This window comes from Streptomyces sp. NPDC100445 (assembly GCF_044759735.1).
Taxonomy (GTDB): Bacteria; Actinomycetota; Actinomycetes; order Streptomycetales; family Streptomycetaceae; genus Streptomyces.
Genome location: NZ_JBIVZV010000007.1, coordinates 240,563 through 261,013 on the forward strand (window position 1 = coordinate 240,563; position 20,451 = coordinate 261,013).

The window sequence follows — 20,451 nt, forward strand, 5'->3', positions numbered from 1 at the left end:
CGGGGGTACGAGGGCGGCCGGGAGCGGCACCGGACGGCACACGGCCGGGTGGGCGCCTAAGAGCTTGTTCAGCCGCCGTGCCACTGTGCTTTCACGGGCGGGGTGCTGTCGACGGCCCGCCGGCCAAGGGCGTGGGTCGGCATATTGTTCGGTTGCACAACGGTCGGTCCCACAGGGGCGGAGGTGAGGTCCATGCCCGGACAGCCGGTCGGCGCGGTGCCCCTCGAACGGGTCATCGCCGCGATGACCGCGCAGCAGGGCCAGGTCGGCGGGCGGTTGCACGCGGACCTGACGGGCCGCATTCCGTCCTACCGGGCGGTGCCGCGGGAATCGCTGGACGAGATCTGGCACCGGCACTTCCAGCGGGCCCTGACGGTGGTGCGCGAGGGGACGGTGCCCGCGCCGGAGGACTTCGGCGAAGCGGAGGTGGCCCGGGACCGGGCCGCCCGGGGCGTGCCGCTCGCCGACGGGCTGCACGCCTTCCGGCGGGCCCTGAGCGCGATACGGGATCTGTTCGTCGCCGAGGCGTCCGAACACGGACTGGACCCCGGCCTCGTCGTCGACCGGACCATGTGCCTGTGGGAGCTCGCGGACGTCGCCAGCCTGCGGATCGCGGCCGTCCACCGGCAGGCGGAGATCGACTCCGCCCTCTTCGACGCCCGCCGCCGCGCCGACTTCCTGCGCGGACTGCTCCACGGCACGCTGACCGCGGCGGAGATCCACAGCGGCGCGGCGATCTATGGGCTGGACGCCTCGCGCCCGTACCGGGCGATCAGAGCCGTCCCGAACCGGGGAGTCACTCCGGACTCGCTGGAGCGCTCCCTGGAGTCCTGCCGCCGAGGCAAGGGCCGATCGGCGTTGCTCACCGTGCTGGACGGGGCCGTCGTGGGCGTCGTCGAGACCCCGCCGGAGACCGGTGACCTGGACGTGACGGCGGGACTCGGGCCGCCGACGGACCTGGCCACCGTGCACCGCTCCTTCCGCGCCGCGGGCAGGATGCTGGAGGCCGCCCGGGCGTACGATCTGCGCGGCGTTCACGATCTGAGCGATCTGTCCTGGCGGGTGGCGGTCGTCGCCGAACCGGAAATCGCCGCGTTGCTGCTCGACCGCTATCTGCGTCCACTGGAGGCGGAGGGGGAGTTCGGCGCGCTCATCGAGGAGTCGGTGCGGGAGTACCTGAAGCGGGGACGGCACATCCGTGAAGTCGCCCGCGACGCACACGTGCATGTCAACACCGTGCGCTACCGGCTGCGCCGGTTCGAGGAGTTGACCGGCACCAGCCTGGACGCCCCGGACACCGTGGTGGAGCTCAGCTGGGCTCTGGCGGCACGCGAGCTGGGGACACCCCCACCCGGCCCCGGCAGGGCCTGCCCATGACGGAAGGCCGTGAGGGCGCCGTGCCTGGCGGCGGGCCGGCGGTGGGCGGACCTCAGCGGCGACACGGGGCCGCCCGCGTGGCCCGCCGGGGCCGGTGCGGTCATTCGGCCGCGGCGAGCAGCCGTGCCTCGCCCTCCACGGTCACCGTCGACGCCGTGGCCACGGGAGGCCAGGCCGGTACCTCCTCCCGCATCGAGAACTACCTGGGCTTCCCGTCGGGCGTCTCCGGGGGCGAACTCATCGAACGCGGGGTGTTCCAAGCACACAAGGCCGGTGCCCGCCTCGTGGTGCCAGCCCAGGTCAGCGGGCTGACCCCGCACGACGACGAGTACGAGGTCACCTTCGCGGACGGGTCCCGGACCCGGGCGGGCACCGTGGTGCTGGCCTCGGGCGTGTGGTGCCGCAGGCTCGAGGTGGCCGGCATCGCCCGTCTGGAGGGCATCAGTGTCCATCACGCGGCGACCGTCCACGAGGCCAGTCTCTGCCGGGCGGTTCCCGTCGCCGTGGTCGGTGGCGGGAACTCCGCCGGGCAGGCGGCGCTGTTCCTGGCGAACCAACGCGTCCAGGGTCCACCTCCTCGTCCGAGGCGCTGAGCGGACATGTCGCGCTACCTGATGGACCGGGTGCAACGGCACCCGAAGATCGAGGTGCTGCTCCACATGGAGGTCCGCGGCGTCTTCGGGGAGGAGAAGCTGGAGTCGCTGATCGTGGAGGACAACGTGAGCGGCGAACGCCGCGAGCTGCGGGCCGCCGCGCTGTTCGTGTTCATCGGAGCCCGGCCGCGCACGGAATGGCCGACAGGCGTGCTGGCCCTGGACGACAAGGGCTTCGTCCTCACCGGCGCCGACGCCCAGGCGGCGGCCGGCGCCACCCGGTGGGACTCGCTCGGCCGTGGTCCGTTGCTGCTGGAGACCACACTTCCCGGGGTCTTCGCCGCCGGTGACGTCAGGAGCGGCTCGGTCAAACGGGCCGCCTCGGCGGCCGGTGAGGGCGCCATGGCGATCCGCCTCGTGCACGAGCACCGGGAGAAGGCGGGCAACCTGGTCCGCACCTCGGGCCCCGAGGGGTCTCGGCCGGTGACGGGCCGGCCCGTGCCCGGGAGCTGACCCTTACGGTGATCCCGGAGGGCCTGCCGCACACGCTGGTCCGCACCGGATGCGCCTGAGACAGGGCTCACTGTCGCGTACGTCGTCCGTAGGGGAGACGCCCGGGAGGAATCACCTCAGGGGGCGGTTCGGGGGTCCGCCCACCGCGTGCGGTCACCATGCCAACTCACGGGGGCGCCAGCGTTACGGGCCGAACCGGTGGTCCGTACCGCTCCGCCGGGAGTGTGACCGCGGGCATGATGGGGGCATGGCTCACATCGCCCGCCGCATGTTCGAGCTCCTGGAGCCGATCTGCCTGGTCACCTACTTCGCCGACGACTGCAACGAGGAGCTGGCCGCGCTCGGCCACCCCACCTACTGGGACGGCTACTTCGCCAGCCGTGCCGCGCCGCTGGGGCGGGTGCCGGCGCAGGTCGTGCACGCGGCCTTCTACAACTTCGCCGAGGGGGAGGCCGCGCGGCACATCCCGAGCGCGTGGGAGACGATCCCGCCCGAGGCGTCCGTCGCCGCGCGGGAGCGGGGCAGCGCGGCCTCGCTGCGGCGGATCCTTGGCGACGAGGTGGCCGACTCGCCGGGCCTCGCGCGCGCCGCCGACCTGCTCACCGAAGCCGCGACGAGCGCGCCCACGGAGGGCCGGGTGATGTACGCCGGGATGCGCACCGTCGCGGTGCCGGGCGACCCGGTGGCCCGGCTGTGGCACTCCGCGACCATGCTGCGCGAGCATCGCGGTGACGGGCATGTCGCCGCTCTCGTCGGCGCGCGCATCGGCGGCACGGAGGCCCACGTGCTCGACGCCCTGGCGCGGGGCATCCATCCGCCGGAGTCCTTCGGGCGCATCCACCACCTGCCGAAGGAGCGGCTGGCCGCGGTCATGGACGGCCTGCGCGAACGCGGACTCGTCGACGCCGGCGGCCGGTTCACCGACGCCGGCCGCGAGACCAAGCGACGTGTCGAAGCCCTCACCGACGAGCTCGCCGCCGCGCCGTACGACGCTCTGTCCCCCGCCGAGCTGGACGAGCTGGTCACCGAGCTGGAACCCGTCACCGCGACGCTGGTGGCCGCGGGGTCGCGGTGACGGGCGGTGACCGGCGGAGGGCGGGGTCAGCCGGCCGAGCGTGCTCCGCCGGTGGGCGGTCAGGGCAGGATCTCGACGTACCCGTCGGTTCCGTGGACGCGGATCCGCTGGCCGTCCCGGATCAGCCGGGTGGCCTGTTCCACGCCCACGACGGCGGGCAGGCCGTACTCCCGGGCGATCACCGCGCCGTGCGTCATCAGGCCGCCCACCTCCGTCACCAGGCCCGCGATGCCGACGAACAGCGGCGACCAGCTGGGGTCCGTGAACGTCGTGACCAGGATGTCGCCCGCTCGGAGATCGGCCCGCGCCATGTCGAGGACGACGCGGGCCCTTCCCTCGACGGTCCCGGTGGACACCGGCAGGCCGGTCAGGGCGCCGGCCGGCACGTCGTCGCGCCGGTACGCCCCGGTGAGGGCCTCACCGTCCGACGTGAGCACCCGGGGCGGTGTCAGCGCGTGGTAGGAACGGAACGCGTCCTTGCGCTGCCGGACGAGCCGGTCGTCCACCTGGTGCGAGCGCACGACGTCGTGCAGTTCCTGGAACGTGAGGTAGAAGATGTCCTCCTTCTCGGCGAGCACGTCGGCGCGGACCAGGCGCTCGGCCTCTGCCAGCAGAGCTTGCTTGTAGACGAAGTAGCGGCTGATGATGTCGTACTTCGGGTACTCCCGGTAACCGATGAAGGTCCGGACCCGGTCGATCATCCGCTTGGCCTCGTCGGCCTTCCGGGCACCGTCCGGCAGGGCCCGCAGGCGTGACAGCACGTCTGCCTCCTTCTTCCGCGCCTTCTGTCGTCCTTCCTCGAAACGCCGCTCGGCGGCGCCCGGCCCGAAGTTCCTGACGTGGTCGAGGAGGACGGGCACGAGCGTGGTGGGGCGCTCGCGCCAACGCGGTCTCGTGATGTCGATCTCGCCGACGCAGCGCATGCCGTACCGGTCGAGGTAGGCCTCCAGGGCGTCGCGTGCCTCGGTCCCGCCCGGGAGTCCGGCCAACTCGTCCAGGAAGCCGTCGTCCTCGACGCCCTCCAGAAAGGCCACCACCTCCGGCCGCGGGCGGATCACGTCCGCGACGTCGAGCAGCGCCAGTCCCATCTCCGACGTGATGTTGTCGGGGGCGGACAGCGTGAGCGTGTCGGCGGCGTTCTTCTCGCCCAGCCACTCCTCCAGCCTGTCGTTGAGCCACGTCGTGGCGTCCATGCCCGCCGTGAGCGCCCGGAGGCTGAGCGGATCGCCGAGGACGCGCTTGTGCTCCTCGAAGGCCTCCAGCAGGAAGTCGAACAGCGCCGGTCCGGTCTTCGTGCGGACCGCTCGCTCCAGGGCGGCGACGGAGGCCCGGCTGCGCTCGATCAGCCCGGTGACGACGGCCGGATCGGTCTCGATCGGAGCGGCCGCCCCACCAGCCGCTCCAGCCGCCCCGCCGGCCGCTCCACCGGCCGGCGGTCGTCCGGGAGCCGCGTCGGGGAGTGACGGGAGGACGAAGTCGTCACGGTCGAGGACGGTCTCCAGCGCGTCCCTCAGCAGCGGGTCTCCCCTCCCCATGACGTCCAGGAGGCCGGCGCGGCCGGCGGGCGAGACCAGGCGCCGGGTGACGTCGACGAACAGCCTCCCGCCGGCCTCGTGCATCGGCACCATGGCCGTCAGCCGCCACATCGAGAGCCCCAGTGGCCTCATGGGGTCGGTCATCATCTGCCCGTGGCCGACCGAGACGTAGACGTGGTTCTCCCGGTCACCGGTCTCGGGTACGGGGAAGAGCGTGGTGATCGGCCGGCTCTGCACGATCCGGAAGTCGTCGTCGACCAGGCACCATTCGATGTCCTGCGGGCGGCCGAAGTGTGCCTCGATCCGCCGTCCGAGCCGCACGAGCCGTACGACCTGGGCGTCCGTCAGCGCCGGCTGTTCCTGCCGCCGCGGGTCGACCGCGATCTCCTCGGTGCCGCCGGCCGGCAGGGCGTGCAGGGCACGCCGTTTGACGGCGATCGTCCTGGCGACGACCTCGCCGTCCCGCACCGTGAAGACGTCCGGGTTCACCAGGCCGGAGACCAGGGCCTCACCGAGGCCGAAGCCGGCGTCCACGGTGGCGACCTTCCGGTTGCCCGTGACGGGGTCGGCGGTGAACAGGACGCCGGCCGCGTGCGGCACCACCATGTGCTGCACGACCACGGCCATGTGGACCGTACGGTGGTCGATGCCGTTGCGCAGGCGGTAGGTGACGGCCCGTTCGGTGAACAGCGAGGCCCAGCACCGGCTGATGTGGCGGAGGACCGCCGCCGGTCCCACCACGTTCAGGTAGGTGTCCTGCTGGCCGGCGAAGGAGGCGGTCGGCAGGTCCTCCGCCGTCGCGCTGGACCGGACGGCGCAGGCGGCGCCCTCGCCGAGCCCGGTGAGGGCGCGGGTCACGGCCGCTGTGAGGTCGGCCGGGACGGCGGTCTCCTCGATGGTGTGGCGGATCCGCGCGCTGAGCGTGCGGATCGCCTCCCGGTCGTCCGGGCCGCAGCGCGCCAGGCGAGCGAGCGGCTCGTCCATCGACGGCGCTCGCGCCATGATCCGCCGGAAGGCGTCCGTCGTCACGCAGAAGCCCCCCGGCACCCGGACGCCGTCGAGCCGTGACAAGGCGCCCAGGTGCGCGGCCTTCCCGCCGACGACCGCGACGCGCGTCCCGTCGACCTCCCGGAGATCCACCACGTAACGCCCGCTCACCGCGACACCTCCGTGGCGCCCGTGCTCCCCGGCACCGCGGCGGCCGATCGCGTCCCCGGCGCCGCCGTGCGGCCGGAGCCCCCGCGACCGCGCCGCCGGTCCACGGGACCGACGTCACCGCGTCCCCCGTGCCTCGTCAACAACACACGCACGTCGTGCCCTCATTTCCGCAGGTTGTGGCATCGGCCGACGATTCTGCGCCGTGACCCGGGCCTTGCCGCAAGCCCCCCGGTGCGCTATATCTTGGTAGTGGCGAGGAGAAGTGTCTCCTCGCCTTTGTCGTTGTTCCGGTGCCTCCGCGGCTTCCGGTTGACGGTGTGTCGGACCGGCCGGTGCCGCGTCAGGCGGCGAGGACGCGTGCCGCGCTCCCCTCACGCGGGCGTACGGCCTCGGCCCATGCCGCGGCCCGGTCGAGGCGCCTGAGCGCGGGGCGTGCGCCGGGCGCGTGCGCCCTGTCGCGCGAGTGGGCGCCCCGGCAGTGCGCCAGCACGCGGCCGAGGGCCTGGCGGATCGAGGTTCCGGGCACGTCTATGCAGACACGTTCCTCCGCGTAGGCGCGGACCAGTGCGTGCGGGCGGAACCATCCGGGTTCGGGCTCCACCAGGAGGTGCAGCCCGGACAGCGCGTCGAGATGCTCGCGCACGGTCTGTTCCCGTTCACCCGCGAGTACCGCCGCGCCGAGGGTGTCCGTGCGGTGCAGCGGGTGCAGGGCGAGGAGGCGCAGCAGCTTCCGCGCACCGGCGGTCAGCCGCGCGTCGGAGGCGGCCAGCGCACCGCGGACCCCGTCCTCCAGGGCGAGGGTGATCACGGGTTCGCGGTCGTAGTCGTCCAGTGTCCATCCGGGGTGTTCCCGCATGTGGCGGCCGATGACCGTCAGGGCCAGGGGAAGGTGTCCGAGGTCGTCGGCGATCCGACCGAGGGCGGTGGCGTCGGTGGTGAGGCGGTCGGCTCCCGCCGTCCGGCGCAGGAGCTCCACGGAGTCGTCCGGTGCCAGCGGGGGGACGGTGAGGCGGGTGGCGGCGGGCAGGGCACGCAGCGCACGGCGGCTGGTGATCAGGGTGCGGCAGCCGCGGCCCCCGGGAAGCAGCGCCCGCACGTGCGCCTCGTCGGGCGCGTCGTCGAGGACGACCGTCGCCCCTGTCCCGGCGAGGAGCCGGCGGTACAGGGCGGCCCGGGCGTCGACGCCGTGCGGGATGCGGTCGCCGGTGACGCCGAGCAGGCGCAGGAAGGTCTCCAGTACCGCGGCGGTGTCGGCGGCCGGACCGTTCGGCGCGAAGCCGCGCAGGTCGGCGAAGAGCACGGGCGTCTCGGCGCGCTCCCGGGCGGCCAGGCGGTGGGCCACGTGCAGGGCCAGCGCGGTCTTCCCGATGCCCGCGGCGCCTTCCAGCACGACCACGCCCGAGCGACCGCCCGCCGTGAGCGCGGATTCGGCGTCGGACGCGGGCCGGTACCGGCCGACCGGCGAGGACGGCGCGGCGGGCAACCGGTCGTAGGCGGTGACGCGGGCGGCGGCCTCGGCCTCGCCGAGGACCGTACGCAGTGCCTGCCGCCAGACGGCGACGGTCGCCTCGTCACCGTCGGCGAGGGTGCGGACGACCGCCAGCAGCAGGTCGTGGTTGGGTCGGCGGCGGCCCAGTCGGAAGCAGTTGCCGACGGTCGAGCGGGCGGGCCACTCGCTGCACGGTCGGCCCGCGCGTTGCCAGTCCCGGTGGACCCGGCGGGTGATCTCGGTGATCGAGGGGTTGCCCGCCCACGCCTTCAGCAGCCGCAGCTCCGCGACGAACTCGTCCAATGTGCGGGCTTTCCCCGGGTCCAGTACCTGCGGCACGAACATCCTCCCCCGTGGGACACCTGGGCCACCATCAACTTGGAACACTCGTTTCAAGTTAGACGACAGGGGGTCTCGACTGTCAAGCGGTATGCGGACGTGGGCCATCCGCTGGGGAGCGCGTCCAGGATCATCCACGATCACTCCGGAACGCCGGGTTCCGTCCCGATACTGAGTGCCGATCTCACCGGCCGCCCGGCCGGACCCCCGCTCCCACGCAAGTACCCACCCCACAAGAGGGGTTCGCCTCACCACGCCAGGAACCGGCATGCCCTCCGGCGGTGGACCGCCGCTCCCCGCGCTCGGCGCCCGCCGTGCCGGCGCCTCCCTGGGGACGTCGCGGACCGGAGGCGGTCGGGCGGACGGTTCCGCACCCGCGGCCCCGGCGCCACGACCCCGCGCGGGCGACGGCCCGCCTCTCCGGGCCGCCGTGACGGCCTCCACGCCCGCACCGTCCGTCGCGCCCCCGCCGACCGCCGGCGGGAACGGTACCGCCCTTCCCCCGTCGGCTCCCTCACGCACCCGAGGAGACGGCAACGTGGAAACGCGCAGCCCCCGCACGACCCCGCCGCCCGGGGCGCCGCCGTAGTGCGCGTCCCGGACAGCGGGCCGGAGCCACGGACCGGCGGTCCGCTCGCCCCGTCCGCCGGCCGAGGCCGTTCCCGCCACCGGGCTTCCGGTCCCGCGCGCGACCCGCACCGGGCCGGGAGCCCGCGGCTTCCCGGTGTCACGCGGCGGCGGGGTGGCCGAGCGACGCGAGCGCGGCGGTGACCGTCCTCCTCAGCGCCCGGGCGTCGGCGCCGGCGCGTGAGCGCAGGTTCACGCCGTAGGCGAGCAGGGTCAGCAGGTCGGCCGCGGCCGCCGGGTCGGCCCCCGCGGCGAGCTCGCCCTCGGCCTCGGCGGTGACGAGTGCGGCGTACATCGCGTCCCGCAGTTCCTGGTGGTGCTGGTCGAGTACGGCGCGGACGTCGCGGTCGCCCTGGTCGGCGCCGGCGTGCGCGTTGGACACCATGCAGCCCCAGCGGGCGTACTCGCCCGAGCACCGTGCCTCGATGAGGCCGTCGAAGAACTCGGCGACGGCGGACAGCCCGCGCTCGTCCTCGGCCAGCCGGCGGAACATCGGCTGCGACCGCTGCTCGAGGTAGCGGCGCAGCGCGGCGAGGTACAGCTCCTGTTTGCCGCCGAACGTGGCGTACAGGCTGGAGCGGTTGAGACCGGTCGCGGCCACGATGTCCTGGATGCCGGTCGAGGCCACGCCCTGCCGCCAGAACAGCCGCACGACGGTTTCCAGGGCCGTGTCCGGATCGAAGTGCTTGACGTCCGGCATGGTTCACCCCGCCATCTTGAAATGAGGATTCCAAGATACTCCGCACCGGTCGCCGGGCAAAGGGAGTGCGGGGCGACCGGCGCACCGCAACGCGCGGGGCGGCGGCGTCCAGGTTCGTCCACGATCCCGCCGACCGGACACCGGCGCCGACATGCTGCGGCCATGAATCGCATACCAGCACTTCGGACGGTGGCCTACGGCTCCCGGGCGCCCCGGTTCCTCCGCTTCCTCGCCCGCAAGGGGGTCCGACTGGCCGAGTTCGTGCGCATGCTCGCCCTGGCGGACCACCGCCCCTTCACCACGCTCTGAGCTTCCCGACCGCCTCTCACCTGGCGCGGGGCCCTGGGCTGCCGCTATCTTGGAACGATCGTTTCAAGTTTTGGGGTTCACCCCCGCGCCCGCCATCGACCGGGAGAAGAGCCAGCATGCCCAGTCTCGACGCCGAACTGCGCGCCTTCTACGACGCCCGCCAGCAGCGGATCCCCGCCGAGGTCCGGCAGATCATGCGGCGGGCCGGGCAGGCGCTCGCCGACTCCGGACAGGCCGACCGTGCCCTCACCGTGGGCGACCGGGCCCCCCGCTTCCAGCTGCCCTCCGCGACCGGCCGGACGACGGCCCTCGCCGACCTGCTCGCCGACGGCCCCGTCGTGCTGACCTTCTACCGCGGGGCCTGGTGCCCCTACTGCAACCTCGCACTGCGCGCCCTCCAGCGGCACCACACCGAGATCACCGCGCGCGACGCCCGCCTCGTGGCCGTCTCCCCGCAGATCCCCGACGAGTCCCTCACCCTCGCCGAGAAGCACGACCTCGCCTTCGACGTCCTCAGCGACATCGGCTCCGACACCGCCAAGCAGTACGGCCTCGCCTTCGACCTCCCCGAGAACCTCGCCGCGGTCTACGACCGGCTCGGCTTCGACCTCCAGCGCGTCAACGACGGCCACCCGCGCACCCTGCCGCTGCCGGCCACCTACGTCATCGACAACGCCGGCACCATCCGCTGGGCCTTCGTCGACGCCGACTACACCCGGCGCGCCGAACCGGCCGACATCATCGCCGCCCTGGACCCGCTCGGCTGAGGGGTCCTCGGACCCGGCGCCCGGGCCCCGCCGGATCACCCCGCACACCCTTGCGCCCTCCTCCGGGCGGCAGCCGCCGTTCGGGTGAATCGTCCGGCGGGCCGGGTCGCGCGGAAAATCAAGGGACACCGCAACCTCCGGGGTCTTTCCGGCGGGCACCGGGAGCGATGTTGAGTGGCAGCCCGGTGGACGTCTGTCCAGACTGAGACCGGCGGTTGCCGATCACCTGTGATCCGGCCGTCATCGGCCGTCCGTACGTTCTCAGGAGATCGCATGGTGGAGCAGTCCTCCGAGGTCCCCATAGTCGGGCCGGAAGAACCTGCCGTCACCATGCGCGACTCCGGGCCGGCGCGGAACGGGACGGAGACCGAGCACAGACTCGCCGCGGTACTGGCGGAGGTCGCCGGCGTCGAGCACGTGGCGGTGGATCGTCACTTCTTCGCCGACCTCGGCGCCAATTCGCTGCTGATGGCCCAGTTCTGCGCCCGGCTCAGGAAGGACCCGCACCTGCCGTCCCCCTCGATGCGGGACATCTACCGGCATCCCACGATCCGGAGCCTGACGGCGGCGCTCGCGCCCGCCGCGCCGGAAGGGGCCGCTACGACCGCCTTCCCGTCGGCACCGGCACAGCCCGCGGCTCCGGCGGCGCGCCGCAACCGGTTCGCCCATCCGTTGTGCGGGCTGTTCCAGCTGCTGGTCTTCCTGGGGTACTCCTTCGTCTCCGGGTTCGTCACCGCCGGTGGCTACGAGTGGATCTCCTCCGGGTCGGGATTCACCGCGGTCTACCTGCGGTCGCTGGTGTTCGGCGGCGCCGGGTTCGCCATGCTGTGCGTCTTCCCGGTCGTCGCCAAGTGGCTCCTCGTCGGGCGCTGGAAGGAAGGCGAGTTCCCCGTCTGGGGGCCGGCGTACGCGCGCTTCTGGCTCGTCAAGGTGCTGCTGCACGCCAACCCGATGGTGTTCCTCGTCGGGACCCCGCTGTACGTGCTGTACCTGCGGGCGCTGGGCGCGCGGATCGGGAAGGGCGTCACCATCCTGTCCCGTTCGGTGCCGGTCTGCACCGACCTGGTGACGATCGGTTCCGGGACGGTCATCCGCAAAGAAACGTTTTTCCTCGGGTACCGGGCCCACGCCGGTCACATCCAGACCGGCCGGGTGACCCTCGGCCGCGACGTGTTCATCGGCGAGAAGACGGTGCTGGACATCGACACCGCGATGGGCGACGGCGCGCAGCTGGGCCACACCTCCGCGCTCCACCGCGGCCAGTCGGTCCCGGACGGCGAGCGCTGGCACGGATCACCGGCCGAACCCACGGCGGTCGACTACGTGCGGGTCACGCCGACCGGGTGCGGTACCGCGCGCCGGGCGTGGTTCGGGTGCGTCACGCTGCTCCAGGTGCTGTTCCTGTACGTGCCGCTCGCCGTCGGCGGGATGTACATGCTGTTCACCGAGGTCCCGGCGATCGGCAAACGGCTCGACCCGCGGACGGCCGCACTGAGCCGGCCGGAACTCGTCTCCGACGCGCTGGTCGTCTCCCTCGTGCTGTTCTCCGGCTTCCTCGTCGCGGGCCTCGTCACCCTCTACACCGTGCCCCGGCTGCTGCGCCTGCTGGTCCGGCCCGACCGGGTCTACCCGCTCTACGGATTCCACTACACGGTGCACCGGACGACGACCCGCCTGACGAACGTCAAGTTCTTCGCCTGGCTCTTCGGGGACAGTTCGTACATCGTCCACTACCTCCGCGGCCTCGGCTACGACCTGTCGCGGGTCGAGCAGACCGGCTCCAACTTCGGCACCGAGGTGCAGCAGGAGACGCCCTTCCTGGTCTCCGTCGGCAGCGGGACGATGGTGGCCGACGGGCTGTCCGTGCTCAACGCCGAGTACTCCGCCACGTCGTTCCGGCTGTCGCGGGTGTCGATCGGGGCCCGCAACTTCCTCGGCAACAACATCGCCTATCCCGTGGGCGGCAGGACGGGTGAGAACTGCCTCCTCGCGACCAAGGTGATGGTTCCCCTCGACGGCGACATGCGTGAGGGCGTGGGGCTCCTGGGCTCGCCGTGTTTCGAGATCCCCCGGTCGGTGGACCGCGACTCCCGGTTCGACCACCTCCGCTCGGGCGACACGCTGCGCCGCCGGCTCGCCGCGAAGAACCGGTACAACCTCCGCTCGATGGCGCTGATGCTGTGCGTGCGCTGGCTGCACGTCTTCGCGCTCACCCTGCTCGCCCTCGCCTCCGTGGACCTCTACGGCGTGATCGGTCACGTGGTGATCGCCGCCTACCTCGCGCTGACGCTCGCGTTCTCCACCGTCTACTACGTGCTCGTGGAGCGCTGCATGCTGTGGTTCCGCCGGCTGAGCCCCCAGCTCTGCTCGATCTACGACCGCACCTTCTGGCTCCACGAGCGGCTGTGGAAGATCCCCACACACTTCCTCGACGTCTTCAACGGCACCCCGTACAAGAGCCTCGTCTGGCGCATGCTGGGCGTCCGCATCGGCCGCCGGGTGTTCGACGACGGCTGCTTCCTGACCGAACGCACCCTCACCACCATCGGTGACGACTGCACCCTGAACGTCGGCAGCAAGCTCCAGTGCCACTCGCAGGAGGACGGCACGTTCAAGTCCGACGGCACCACGCTCGGCGTCGGCTGCACGCTGGGCGTCGGCGCCCATGTGCACTACGGCGTGACCCTCGGCGACGCCGCGGTGCTGGCGGCCGACTCCTTCCTGATGAAGGGCGAGGAGGTCCCCCCGGGCGCGCGGTGGGGCGGCAATCCGGCCGTGGACATGCCCGAGGCCACCACCCGGCCGCGCGGGCCGGCCCGGGCCGGGGAAACGACCGGCGAACCCGCCTCCGCCCTGAGTTGAGGAAGGCCATTCGATGGACACGCGCGTGGAATCGGACCGGGAGTTCTGGACCGGGGTGCTGACCGCCGGCGGCGTCACCGCCGTACCGCGCTGGGCCCCCGAGCCGGCTCCGGGAGTGCTGGAGCGGCAGACGGTGGTCCCGGACGACGTGGCGGCCCCGGTGCGCGCGCTGGCGCGTCGGTCCGGACTGCCGCTCGGCGCGGTGCTGCTGGCCGCGCACGCCAAGGTCCTGGCGGCCCTGTCGGGCGAGCCGGACGTGGTGACGGGATACACCGGGGGAGTGCGCGGTGAGCCGTTGCCGTGCCGCCTGACCGTGCCCGCCGGGTCCTGGCGCGCGCTGCTGTCGGCCGCCGCGCGCGCCGAGGCGGAGGTGCTGGCGCGCCGGGAGTTCCCGGTGGCCGGGCTGCGCCGCGAACTGGGACTGACCGAACCGCCGTACGAGGTGGTGTTCGGCCCGCAGGGCGCCGAGGAGACACCGGCCGACGACGCCGTACTGCACGTGCGCTGGCACGACCGGGAAGGACGGCTGCTGCTGCGCCTGCGGTACCGCACGGACGCCCTGGACGCCGCGGGCGCGGACCGGATCGGCGGCTACCACCTGAGGGCCCTCGCGCTGCTGGCGGCCGACCCGGACGCCGACCACGCGCGGCAGGGGCTGCTCTCGCCCGACGAGGTGGGCGAGCAGCTGGAAGGACAGGCGGGGCCCCGGCGGCCGCTGCCGGACGCCCGCGCGCACGAGATGTTCGAGCGGCGGGCACGGGCGCACCCGCGGGCGGTGGCCGCCGTGCAGGGCGAGCGGCAGTGGACGTACGGCGAACTCAACGCGCGCGCCAACCGGTTGGCGCGGGCGCTGCTGGCCCGCGGACTGGGCCGGGAGGACGTCGTCGCCGTCGTCATGGAGCGCGACCTCGACTGGCTGGCGGCGACGCTCGCGGTGTTCAAGGCGGGCGGCGTGTACCTGCCGATCGAGCCGCACTTCCCGGCCGGCCGTATCGCGGCGACGCTGTCCCGCGCCGACTGCCGGCTGGTGCTCACCGCGCAGGGCGCCACCGACACCCTGGAGGAGGCACTGGCGACCGTGCCGGGAGCCACGGGAGTGCCGGTCTCGACGGCGTACGCGGAGCCGCACGACGACACCGACCCCGGGGTGCCGGTCGAGCCTGGCCGGCTGGCCTACATCTACTTCACCTCCGGCTCCACCGGCGAGCCGAAGGGGGCGATGTGCGAGCACGCGGGCCTCCTCAACCACCTGTACGCCAAGATCGACGACCTGGGGCTCGACGAGGACTCCGTGGTGGCGCAGACGGCCCCGCAGTGCTTCGACATCTCGCTCTGGCAGCTGATGGCGCCCCTGCTGGTCGGCGGGCGGACACTGTTGGTCGGCCAGGACGAGATCGTGGACGTGGAGCGGTTCCTGGACACGGTGGAGCGCGGCCGGGTCACCGTGACCCAGCTGGTGCCGTCCTACCTGGAGGTCGTGGTCTCCTACCTGGAGCGGCACCCCCGCGCCCTGCCCGACCTGCGGTGGGTGTCGGTGACCGGTGAGGCGCTCAGACGCGAGCTGGTGCAGCGCTGGTTCGCGGTCCGACCGGGGATCAGGCTCCTCAACGCCTACGGGCTGACCGAGACGTCGGACGACACCAACCACGAGGTCCTGGACTCGGTGCCGGACCGCGTGCTGCTGGGCCGCCCGGTCGGCAACGTGCGCGTCTACGTCGTGGACGAGCGGCTGTCGCTGCTCCCGCTGGGCGCACCCGGACTGATCGCGTTCTCCGGCGTCTGCGTAGGCCGGGGTTACGTCAACGACCCCGAACGCACCCGTGAGGCCTACCGGACGAACCCGTACCGGCCCGGCGAGCGGCTCTACCTCGGCGGTGACTGGGGCCGCTGGCACCCCGGCGGCAAGCTGGAGTTCCTCGGCCGCAGGGACGGCCAGGTCAAGATCCGCGGCTTCCGCATCGAGATCGGCGAGATCGAGAACGCCCTCCTGCGGGTGGCCGGGGTACGCGACGGCGCGGTGGTCGTCGTCGAACGGGGCGGCGGGAACAAGCAGCTCGTCGCCTTCCACACCGGCACCCGGCACGAGCCCGGCACGCTCCGCGAGGCGCTCGCGGCGGAGCTGCCCGCCTACATGGTCCCGGCGGCCTTCCACTGGTGCGACGGCCTGCCGCTGACCGCGAACGGCAAGACCGACCGCAAGGCCCTGACCGCGCGGGCCGGGCGGACGGCGCCGGCCGCCGGAGCCGTCACGGCGTCGGGCGACGCGCTCAGCCCGGCCGAGCGGCGGGTGGCGGCGGCCTGGGCCGCACTGCTGGGCGTGCCCGAGGAACGGATCGGCCGCACGGACCACTTCTTCGACTCCGGGGGCACCTCCCTGACGGCCGTCAAGCTCAGCATCGCGCTCGACCGCGCGGTGTCGCTGAAGGACATCACCCGCCACCCCGTGCTCGCCGACCTGGCCGCCCTCCTCGACGGTGCCGGCCGGCCCGGCGCGGAACTGCTGCACCCCCTGTCGAAGACGGCCGGTACGCCCGAGTGCGCGCTGGTGTGCTTCCCGTCCGCGGGCGGCAACGCGGTCAACTACCGCCCGCTGGCGGCGGCGCTGTCGGGCAGCGGCCTGGCGGTCCTCGCGGTGGACCCGCCCGGTCACGACCTGGCGGCCCGCCGTGAGCCGTTCATGTCGATCGCGGACGTGGCCCGCCGGGTCGCCGCCGAGATCACGGCGCGCGGCCTGACCCGGGTCATGCTGTGGGGCCACTCCTCGGGCGCCGCCCCGGCGCTGGAGACGGCCCGGGTCCTCGCGGAGCGCGGTGTGCGGGTGACGCGGGTCTTCCTCGGCGCGCACCTGCTCGGCACCGCCGCGGACCGGCGTGCCGCCGTCACCGAGCTGACCGGCCGCGACGACACGGACATCGTCGCCGAACTGGCCGCGGACGGCGGCCATCCGGAACTCGCCGAGCTGACCGCGCCGCACGCCGGGCACATCGCCGCCGCGTACCGGCACGACTGCGTGTCCGCGCACCGCTGGTTCCAGGCGGTCCTGGAGGACCCGCCGGCGGTACGGCTGTCCGCGCCGGTCTCGGTGGTCGTCGCCGCCGACGACCCGCACACGGCCGGCCACGCCGAGCGGCACCGCGACTGGCTGCTCCTGGCCGACCACGTCGAGCTGCACGAACTGGCCGACGGCGGCCACCACTTCCCGCGCACCCGGCCGACCGAGACGGCGCGGGCCGTGCTGCGCGCGGCCGTCCCGCTGGCCCCCACCTGAGGCCGGCTCGCCTCGCCACCCTTCCCTCGACGGGCGACCGAAAGGAAACCGAGATGACCTCCTCGTCCCTGACAGCACCGCTCGACGTGGAGCCGCGGCCGGACAGACCCGCGCTGCTGTGCGTCGACCCGCCCGACGACCCCGCGCGCTGGGCCGCCGAGCACCGGGAGGCGTTGCGGGCACGGGTCACCGAGCACGGGGCGCTGCTCGTGCGCGGCCTCGGCCTGCGGGACGCGGACCAGGCCGGTGCCGTCCTCACCGGGCTGGCCGGCCGGCTGCTGCCCGAACGGGAGGCGTTCGCCCCCCGGGAGGCCCACGGCCCCGGGCTGTACTCCTCCACGCCCTGGCCGGCCAACCAGCCGATGTGCATGCACCACGAGCTGAGTTACCCGCTGGAGGTGCCCGGTCTGCTGCTGTTCGCGTGCCTGACCGCGCCCGAGAAGGGCGGGGCGACGGCTCTCGCCGACGCCGGCGACGTCCTCGACGCCCTGCCCGGCGAGCTGACGGAACGGTTCGAGCACGAGGGCTGGCTGCTGACCCGCACCTACAACGACGAGATCGGGGCGTCTCTGGCGGAGTCGTTCGGCACCGAGGACCGGGACGCGATCGAGCGTTACTGCCGGGCGAACGCCATCGAGTTCACCTGGGGAGCCGACGGCTCGCTCCGCACCGAGCAGCGCCGCGGCGCCGTGGTACGGCACCCGCGCACGGGCCGGCGCTGCTGGTTCAACCAGATCGCCTTCCTCAACGAGTGGACCCTCGCCCCCGAGGTGCGCGAGTACCTGCTCGACGAGTACGGCCCGGACGGCCTGCCGTTCAACACCCGCTACGGGGACGGGACGCCGATCGACGAGTACGTCGTGCGCGTCCTCAACTCCACGTACGAGGAGCACACCCGGCGCGAGCCCTGGCAGACCGGGGACCTGATGCTGGTGGACAACATCGCCACCGCGCACAGCCGGGAGGCCTTCACCGGTGACCGCCGGGTGGTCGTCGCTCTGGCCGACCCCCACCGCCTGGCCGACCACATCCCGACCCCGGAGGCGAGCCGCCGATGACCGATCTGCTGCCGACACCCGCCCAGCCGGCCCCGCCCGGCCCGGACACCGCGCCCACCTTCGCGGTGATCTCCGGCGAGCAGGTGCACCGGGCCCTCGACGGACGCGAGCGGGAACTCGTCGACCTGGTCGAGGCCACCTACCGGCTGCACGGCGCCGGGGACTCGGTCAACCCGCCGTCGTACTTCCTGCGCTTCCCCGACCGCCCCGCGTCCCGGATCATCGCGCTGCCCGCGTCCCTCGGCGGCCAGGTGCGGGTGGACGGCATGAAGTGGATCTCCAGCTTCCCCGACAACGTACGGTCCGGACTGCCGCGAGCCTCCGCGGTACTGATCCTCAACGACCACGACACCGGCTACCCGTTCGCCTGCCTGGAGAGCTCCGTCATCAGCGCGGCCAGGACCGCGGCGTCCGCCGCGCTGGCGGCCGACCGGCTCAGCCGCACCCGGCCCCGGCCCCGCCGGGTCGGCTTCTTCGGCACGGGGCTGATCGCCCGCTACATCCACACCTTCCTGGCCGGCACCGGCTGGACCTTCGACGCCGTCGGCGTGCACGACCTGTCCGCCGACAGCGCCGCCGGCTTCTCCGGCTACCTCGGCCAGGCCGGCGCCGGCGAGCGGGTCACCGTCCACGACAGCGCCGAGGACCTCGTGCGCTCCAGCGACCTGGTGGTGTTCGCCACCGTCGCCGGCCGGCCCCACGTCACGACGCCCGACTGGTTCCGCCACAACCCCCTGGTGCTGCACGTGTCGCTGCGCGACCTCGCCCCCGAGGTGCTGCTCGGCGCGGCGAACTACGTCGACGACGTCGAGCACTGCCTGAAGGCGGACACCTCCCCACATCTGGCCGAGCAGCTGACCGGCGGCCGTGACTTCCTCGACGGCACGCTGAACGACGTACTGCTCGGCCGGGCCGCCCCGCCCCGCGACCGGCCGGTGATCTTCTCCCCGTTCGGCCTGGGCGTCCTCGACCTGGCCGTCGGCAAGTACGTCTACGACCAGGTGGCCCGGGCGGACGAACTCCGCGTCATCGACGACTTCTTCCACGATCTGCGCCGGTACGGCTGAGGCCTTCGCCCTCAGCCCTGGGACAGGAGGCCTGCCGTGCCCGTCATCTCCGCTCCCCACGCCTTCAACGAGGGCAATCTCTTCATCGACCTGGAGTCGAGCTTCGGATACCGCCTCTACCTCAAGTGCGAGGGCTTCAACTTCGCCGGCTCAATCAAGCTGAAGGCCGCGAACGCGATGGTGGAGGGGGCCGAGCGCGAAGGCACCCTGAAATCGGACTCCGTCCTCGTCGAGTCCTCGTCCGGCAACCTGGGCGTCGCCCTGAGCATGATCGCCGCGAGCAAGGGCTACCGGTTCCTGTGTGTCACGGACTCCCGTTGCAACCTCTCCACCCGGCTGCTGATGGAGGCCCTCGGCAGTGAGGTGCACATCGTGGCCGACCTGGACTCCAACGGCGGCTTCCTCGGCACCCGGCTCGACTACGTCCGCGATCTGTGCGCGTCCGACGACCGGTACGTGTGGCTCAGCCAGTACACCAACGCGCAGAACTGGCAGGCGCACTACCGGACGACGGCACCGGAGATCGCCCAGCACTTCCCCCGGCTGGACGCGCTGTTCATCGGAACGGGCACCGCCGGCACCCTGATGGGCTGCGCCCGCTACTTCCGCGAGCGGCGCCGCCCGGTGCGGATCATCGCCGTGGACAGTGTGGGCTCGGTGGCCTTCGGCGGCGAGCCCGGCCGCCGGATGATCCCCGGCCTCGGCATGAGCATGCGCCCCCCGCTCCTCGACGAGACGCTGGTGGACGAGGTGATCCGGGTGGAGGAGGCCGACACCATCCGCACCTGTCACCGCCTGGCCCGACGGGGCTTCCTGTTCGGCGGGTCCACGGGCACGGTGGTCAGCGCGGCGACGTCCTGGCTGGCCCGGCACGGCAGCCGTGACCTCACCGCGGTGGCCATCGCCCCCGACCTCGGCGAACGCTACCTCGACACCATCTACCAGACGAACTGGCTCCAGGACCTGTACGGCGACGGAGTCCTCGACTCCGCCCAGGTGAACCCCTTCTAGCCGCGCCGGGGCCGGGGGCCCGGTAGGGCTGCCCCGCGCTCAACCCCTTTGACCTCCCTACAACCGGTCTCCTCTGGTGGGTGGCTCCGGGGGATGCGTCCCGCCACCGTCCTTGACGTCCACTTCACAGGTGCGTCGGTCGTACGACTGGTCATTGGGGATCAACAACACTCCGGCAACCTGCTCAGGGTGCTCGACGGCGAGCCAGTCGTCGCCCGTGAGGGGATCGTCGGCCGGCCCGAACGCCTGGGACGAGTGCACCGTCCGACACCCCAACACCACACGCTCCTTGTCGACCGCGCAGGCATCCACCGCGGGGTCGGAATGTTCGTCGGCGCCGTCGAAGCGGAAGTGGAAGTGGACCCGGTCACCTTCGGAGGGCACCTGCGGGTGGGGCTCAAGGCGCCAGTCGACGACCGCGGCGGTGACGCCGAGGGGCTGCCCGTCCGTGTCCACGACCTGCACCCTGGCACCGGCCTTCCCACGCTCCGCCGTCGTGTCGGTGCAGCCCCAGGACGAGCAGCCGGACAGGGCGAGAATCACCAGAGCCGGCGGGGCAACGGCGAGCACCCGTGCGGGTAACACCGAGGTGACCTCCCGGTCCAGGTGGGGCGGGACAGCGTAGACCCTCACGATGCACGACTTCGAGCGGCGGCGCGCCTCGCCGGTGGGGTGCCCAAGGCCGTACGAGGATCATCGCGCG

The 20,451-nt window shown here is 73.0% G+C and carries 13 protein-coding genes and 1 pseudogene; 10 read left to right on the forward strand and 4 right to left on the reverse strand.

Annotation, left to right across the window (positions count from 1 at the left end; genetic code table 11):
* Positions 1–192: 192 nt before the first annotated feature.
* The 3 genes and pseudogenes from ACIQVT_RS19260 to ACIQVT_RS19270 all read left to right on the forward strand — a co-directional run bounded on the left by ACIQVT_RS19260 (position 193) and on the right by ACIQVT_RS19270 (position 3,558).
* Positions 193–1,377, forward strand: coding sequence for a PucR family transcriptional regulator (locus ACIQVT_RS19260; protein WP_403754667.1), 1,185 nt, complete (start codon positions 193–195; stop codon positions 1,375–1,377).
* A pseudogene (locus ACIQVT_RS19265) lies at positions 1,374–2,483 on the forward strand (NAD(P)/FAD-dependent oxidoreductase). The gene ACIQVT_RS19260 and the pseudogene ACIQVT_RS19265 overlap by 4 nt, the downstream one beginning before the upstream one ends.
* 247 nt (positions 2,484–2,730) lie before the next feature.
* Complete coding sequence (locus ACIQVT_RS19270; protein ID WP_403754670.1) at positions 2,731–3,558, forward strand: MarR family transcriptional regulator; 828 nt, start codon at positions 2,731–2,733, stop codon at positions 3,556–3,558.
* 59 nt (positions 3,559–3,617) lie between these two features.
* Here ACIQVT_RS19270 and rph read toward each other — a convergent pair whose 3' ends face one another.
* From rph to ACIQVT_RS19285, 3 genes are all read right to left on the reverse strand, one after another.
* Positions 3,618–6,251: a rifamycin-inactivating phosphotransferase gene (rph, locus tag ACIQVT_RS19275; protein WP_403754673.1), complete on the reverse strand. Its 2,634-nt coding sequence runs from the start codon at positions 6,249–6,251 to the stop codon at positions 3,618–3,620.
* Between the two features lie 340 nt (positions 6,252–6,591).
* Entirely contained in the window at positions 6,592–8,079 is a 1,488-nt protein-coding gene (locus tag ACIQVT_RS19280; protein ID WP_403754676.1) for an NB-ARC domain-containing protein, read from the reverse strand.
* 727 nt (positions 8,080–8,806) lie between these two features.
* On the reverse strand, positions 8,807–9,406 hold the full coding sequence (locus ACIQVT_RS19285) for a TetR/AcrR family transcriptional regulator (protein ID WP_403754680.1): 600 nt from the start codon (positions 9,404–9,406) through the stop codon (positions 8,807–8,809).
* A gap of 162 nt (positions 9,407–9,568) precedes the next feature.
* Between ACIQVT_RS19285 and ACIQVT_RS19290 the strand changes: the two genes are divergently transcribed.
* The 7 genes from ACIQVT_RS19290 to sbnA all read left to right on the forward strand — a co-directional run bounded on the left by ACIQVT_RS19290 (position 9,569) and on the right by sbnA (position 19,748).
* Positions 9,569–9,715, forward strand: a complete 147-nt coding sequence (locus tag ACIQVT_RS19290; RefSeq protein WP_403754683.1) for a hypothetical protein — start codon at positions 9,569–9,571, stop codon at positions 9,713–9,715.
* A 116-nt stretch (positions 9,716–9,831) separates the two neighbouring features.
* A complete protein-coding gene (locus tag ACIQVT_RS19295; RefSeq protein WP_403754685.1) occupies positions 9,832–10,482 on the forward strand; it encodes a peroxiredoxin-like family protein in 651 nt (216 codons plus the stop codon).
* A gap of 273 nt (positions 10,483–10,755) precedes the next feature.
* Positions 10,756–13,344, forward strand: coding sequence for a Pls/PosA family non-ribosomal peptide synthetase (locus ACIQVT_RS19300; RefSeq protein WP_403754687.1), 2,589 nt, complete (start codon positions 10,756–10,758; stop codon positions 13,342–13,344).
* 13 nt (positions 13,345–13,357) lie between these two features.
* Entirely contained in the window at positions 13,358–16,612 is a 3,255-nt protein-coding gene (locus ACIQVT_RS19305; protein ID WP_403754690.1) for an amino acid adenylation domain-containing protein, read from the forward strand.
* Positions 16,613–16,665: 53 nt separating this feature from the next.
* Positions 16,666–17,670, forward strand: a complete 1,005-nt coding sequence (locus tag ACIQVT_RS19310; RefSeq protein WP_403754693.1) for a TauD/TfdA family dioxygenase — start codon at positions 16,666–16,668, stop codon at positions 17,668–17,670.
* A complete protein-coding gene (gene sbnB, locus ACIQVT_RS19315) occupies positions 17,667–18,737 on the forward strand; it encodes a 2,3-diaminopropionate biosynthesis protein SbnB (RefSeq protein ID WP_403754696.1) in 1,071 nt (356 codons plus the stop codon). Before ACIQVT_RS19310 ends, sbnB begins: the two co-directional genes overlap by 4 nt.
* 36 nt (positions 18,738–18,773) lie before the next feature.
* Positions 18,774–19,748: a 2,3-diaminopropionate biosynthesis protein SbnA gene (sbnA, locus tag ACIQVT_RS19320; protein WP_403754699.1), complete on the forward strand. Its 975-nt coding sequence runs from the start codon at positions 18,774–18,776 to the stop codon at positions 19,746–19,748.
* Positions 19,749–19,805: 57 nt separating this feature from the next.
* On the opposite strand, the gene ACIQVT_RS19325 is transcribed toward sbnA, so the two are convergent.
* Positions 19,806–20,333 (reverse strand): hypothetical protein, encoded by a 528-nt coding sequence (locus ACIQVT_RS19325; protein ID WP_403754916.1) that lies wholly within the window; start codon positions 20,331–20,333, stop codon positions 19,806–19,808.
* Between the last annotated feature and the right edge of the window lie 118 nt (positions 20,334–20,451).

Bases quoted from the DNA above. Each gene is read 5' to 3' on its own strand.
- ACIQVT_RS19260 (WP_403754667.1), top strand. From the start codon at position 193: ATGCCCGGACAGCCGGTCGGCGCGGTGCCCCTCGAACGGGTCATCGCC.
- ACIQVT_RS19270 (WP_403754670.1), top strand. From the start codon at position 2,731: ATGGCTCACATCGCCCGCCGCATGTTCGAGCTCCTGGAGCCGATCTGC.
- ACIQVT_RS19285 (WP_403754680.1), bottom strand. From the start codon at position 9,406: ATGCCGGACGTCAAGCACTTCGATCCGGACACGGCCCTGGAAACCGTC.
- ACIQVT_RS19290 (WP_403754683.1), top strand. From the start codon at position 9,569: ATGAATCGCATACCAGCACTTCGGACGGTGGCCTACGGCTCCCGGGCG.
- ACIQVT_RS19295 (WP_403754685.1), top strand. From the start codon at position 9,832: ATGCCCAGTCTCGACGCCGAACTGCGCGCCTTCTACGACGCCCGCCAG.
- ACIQVT_RS19300 (WP_403754687.1), top strand. From the start codon at position 10,756: ATGGTGGAGCAGTCCTCCGAGGTCCCCATAGTCGGGCCGGAAGAACCT.
- ACIQVT_RS19305 (WP_403754690.1), top strand. From the start codon at position 13,358: ATGGACACGCGCGTGGAATCGGACCGGGAGTTCTGGACCGGGGTGCTG.
- ACIQVT_RS19310 (WP_403754693.1), top strand. From the start codon at position 16,666: ATGACCTCCTCGTCCCTGACAGCACCGCTCGACGTGGAGCCGCGGCCG.
- sbnB (WP_403754696.1), top strand. From the start codon at position 17,667: ATGACCGATCTGCTGCCGACACCCGCCCAGCCGGCCCCGCCCGGCCCG.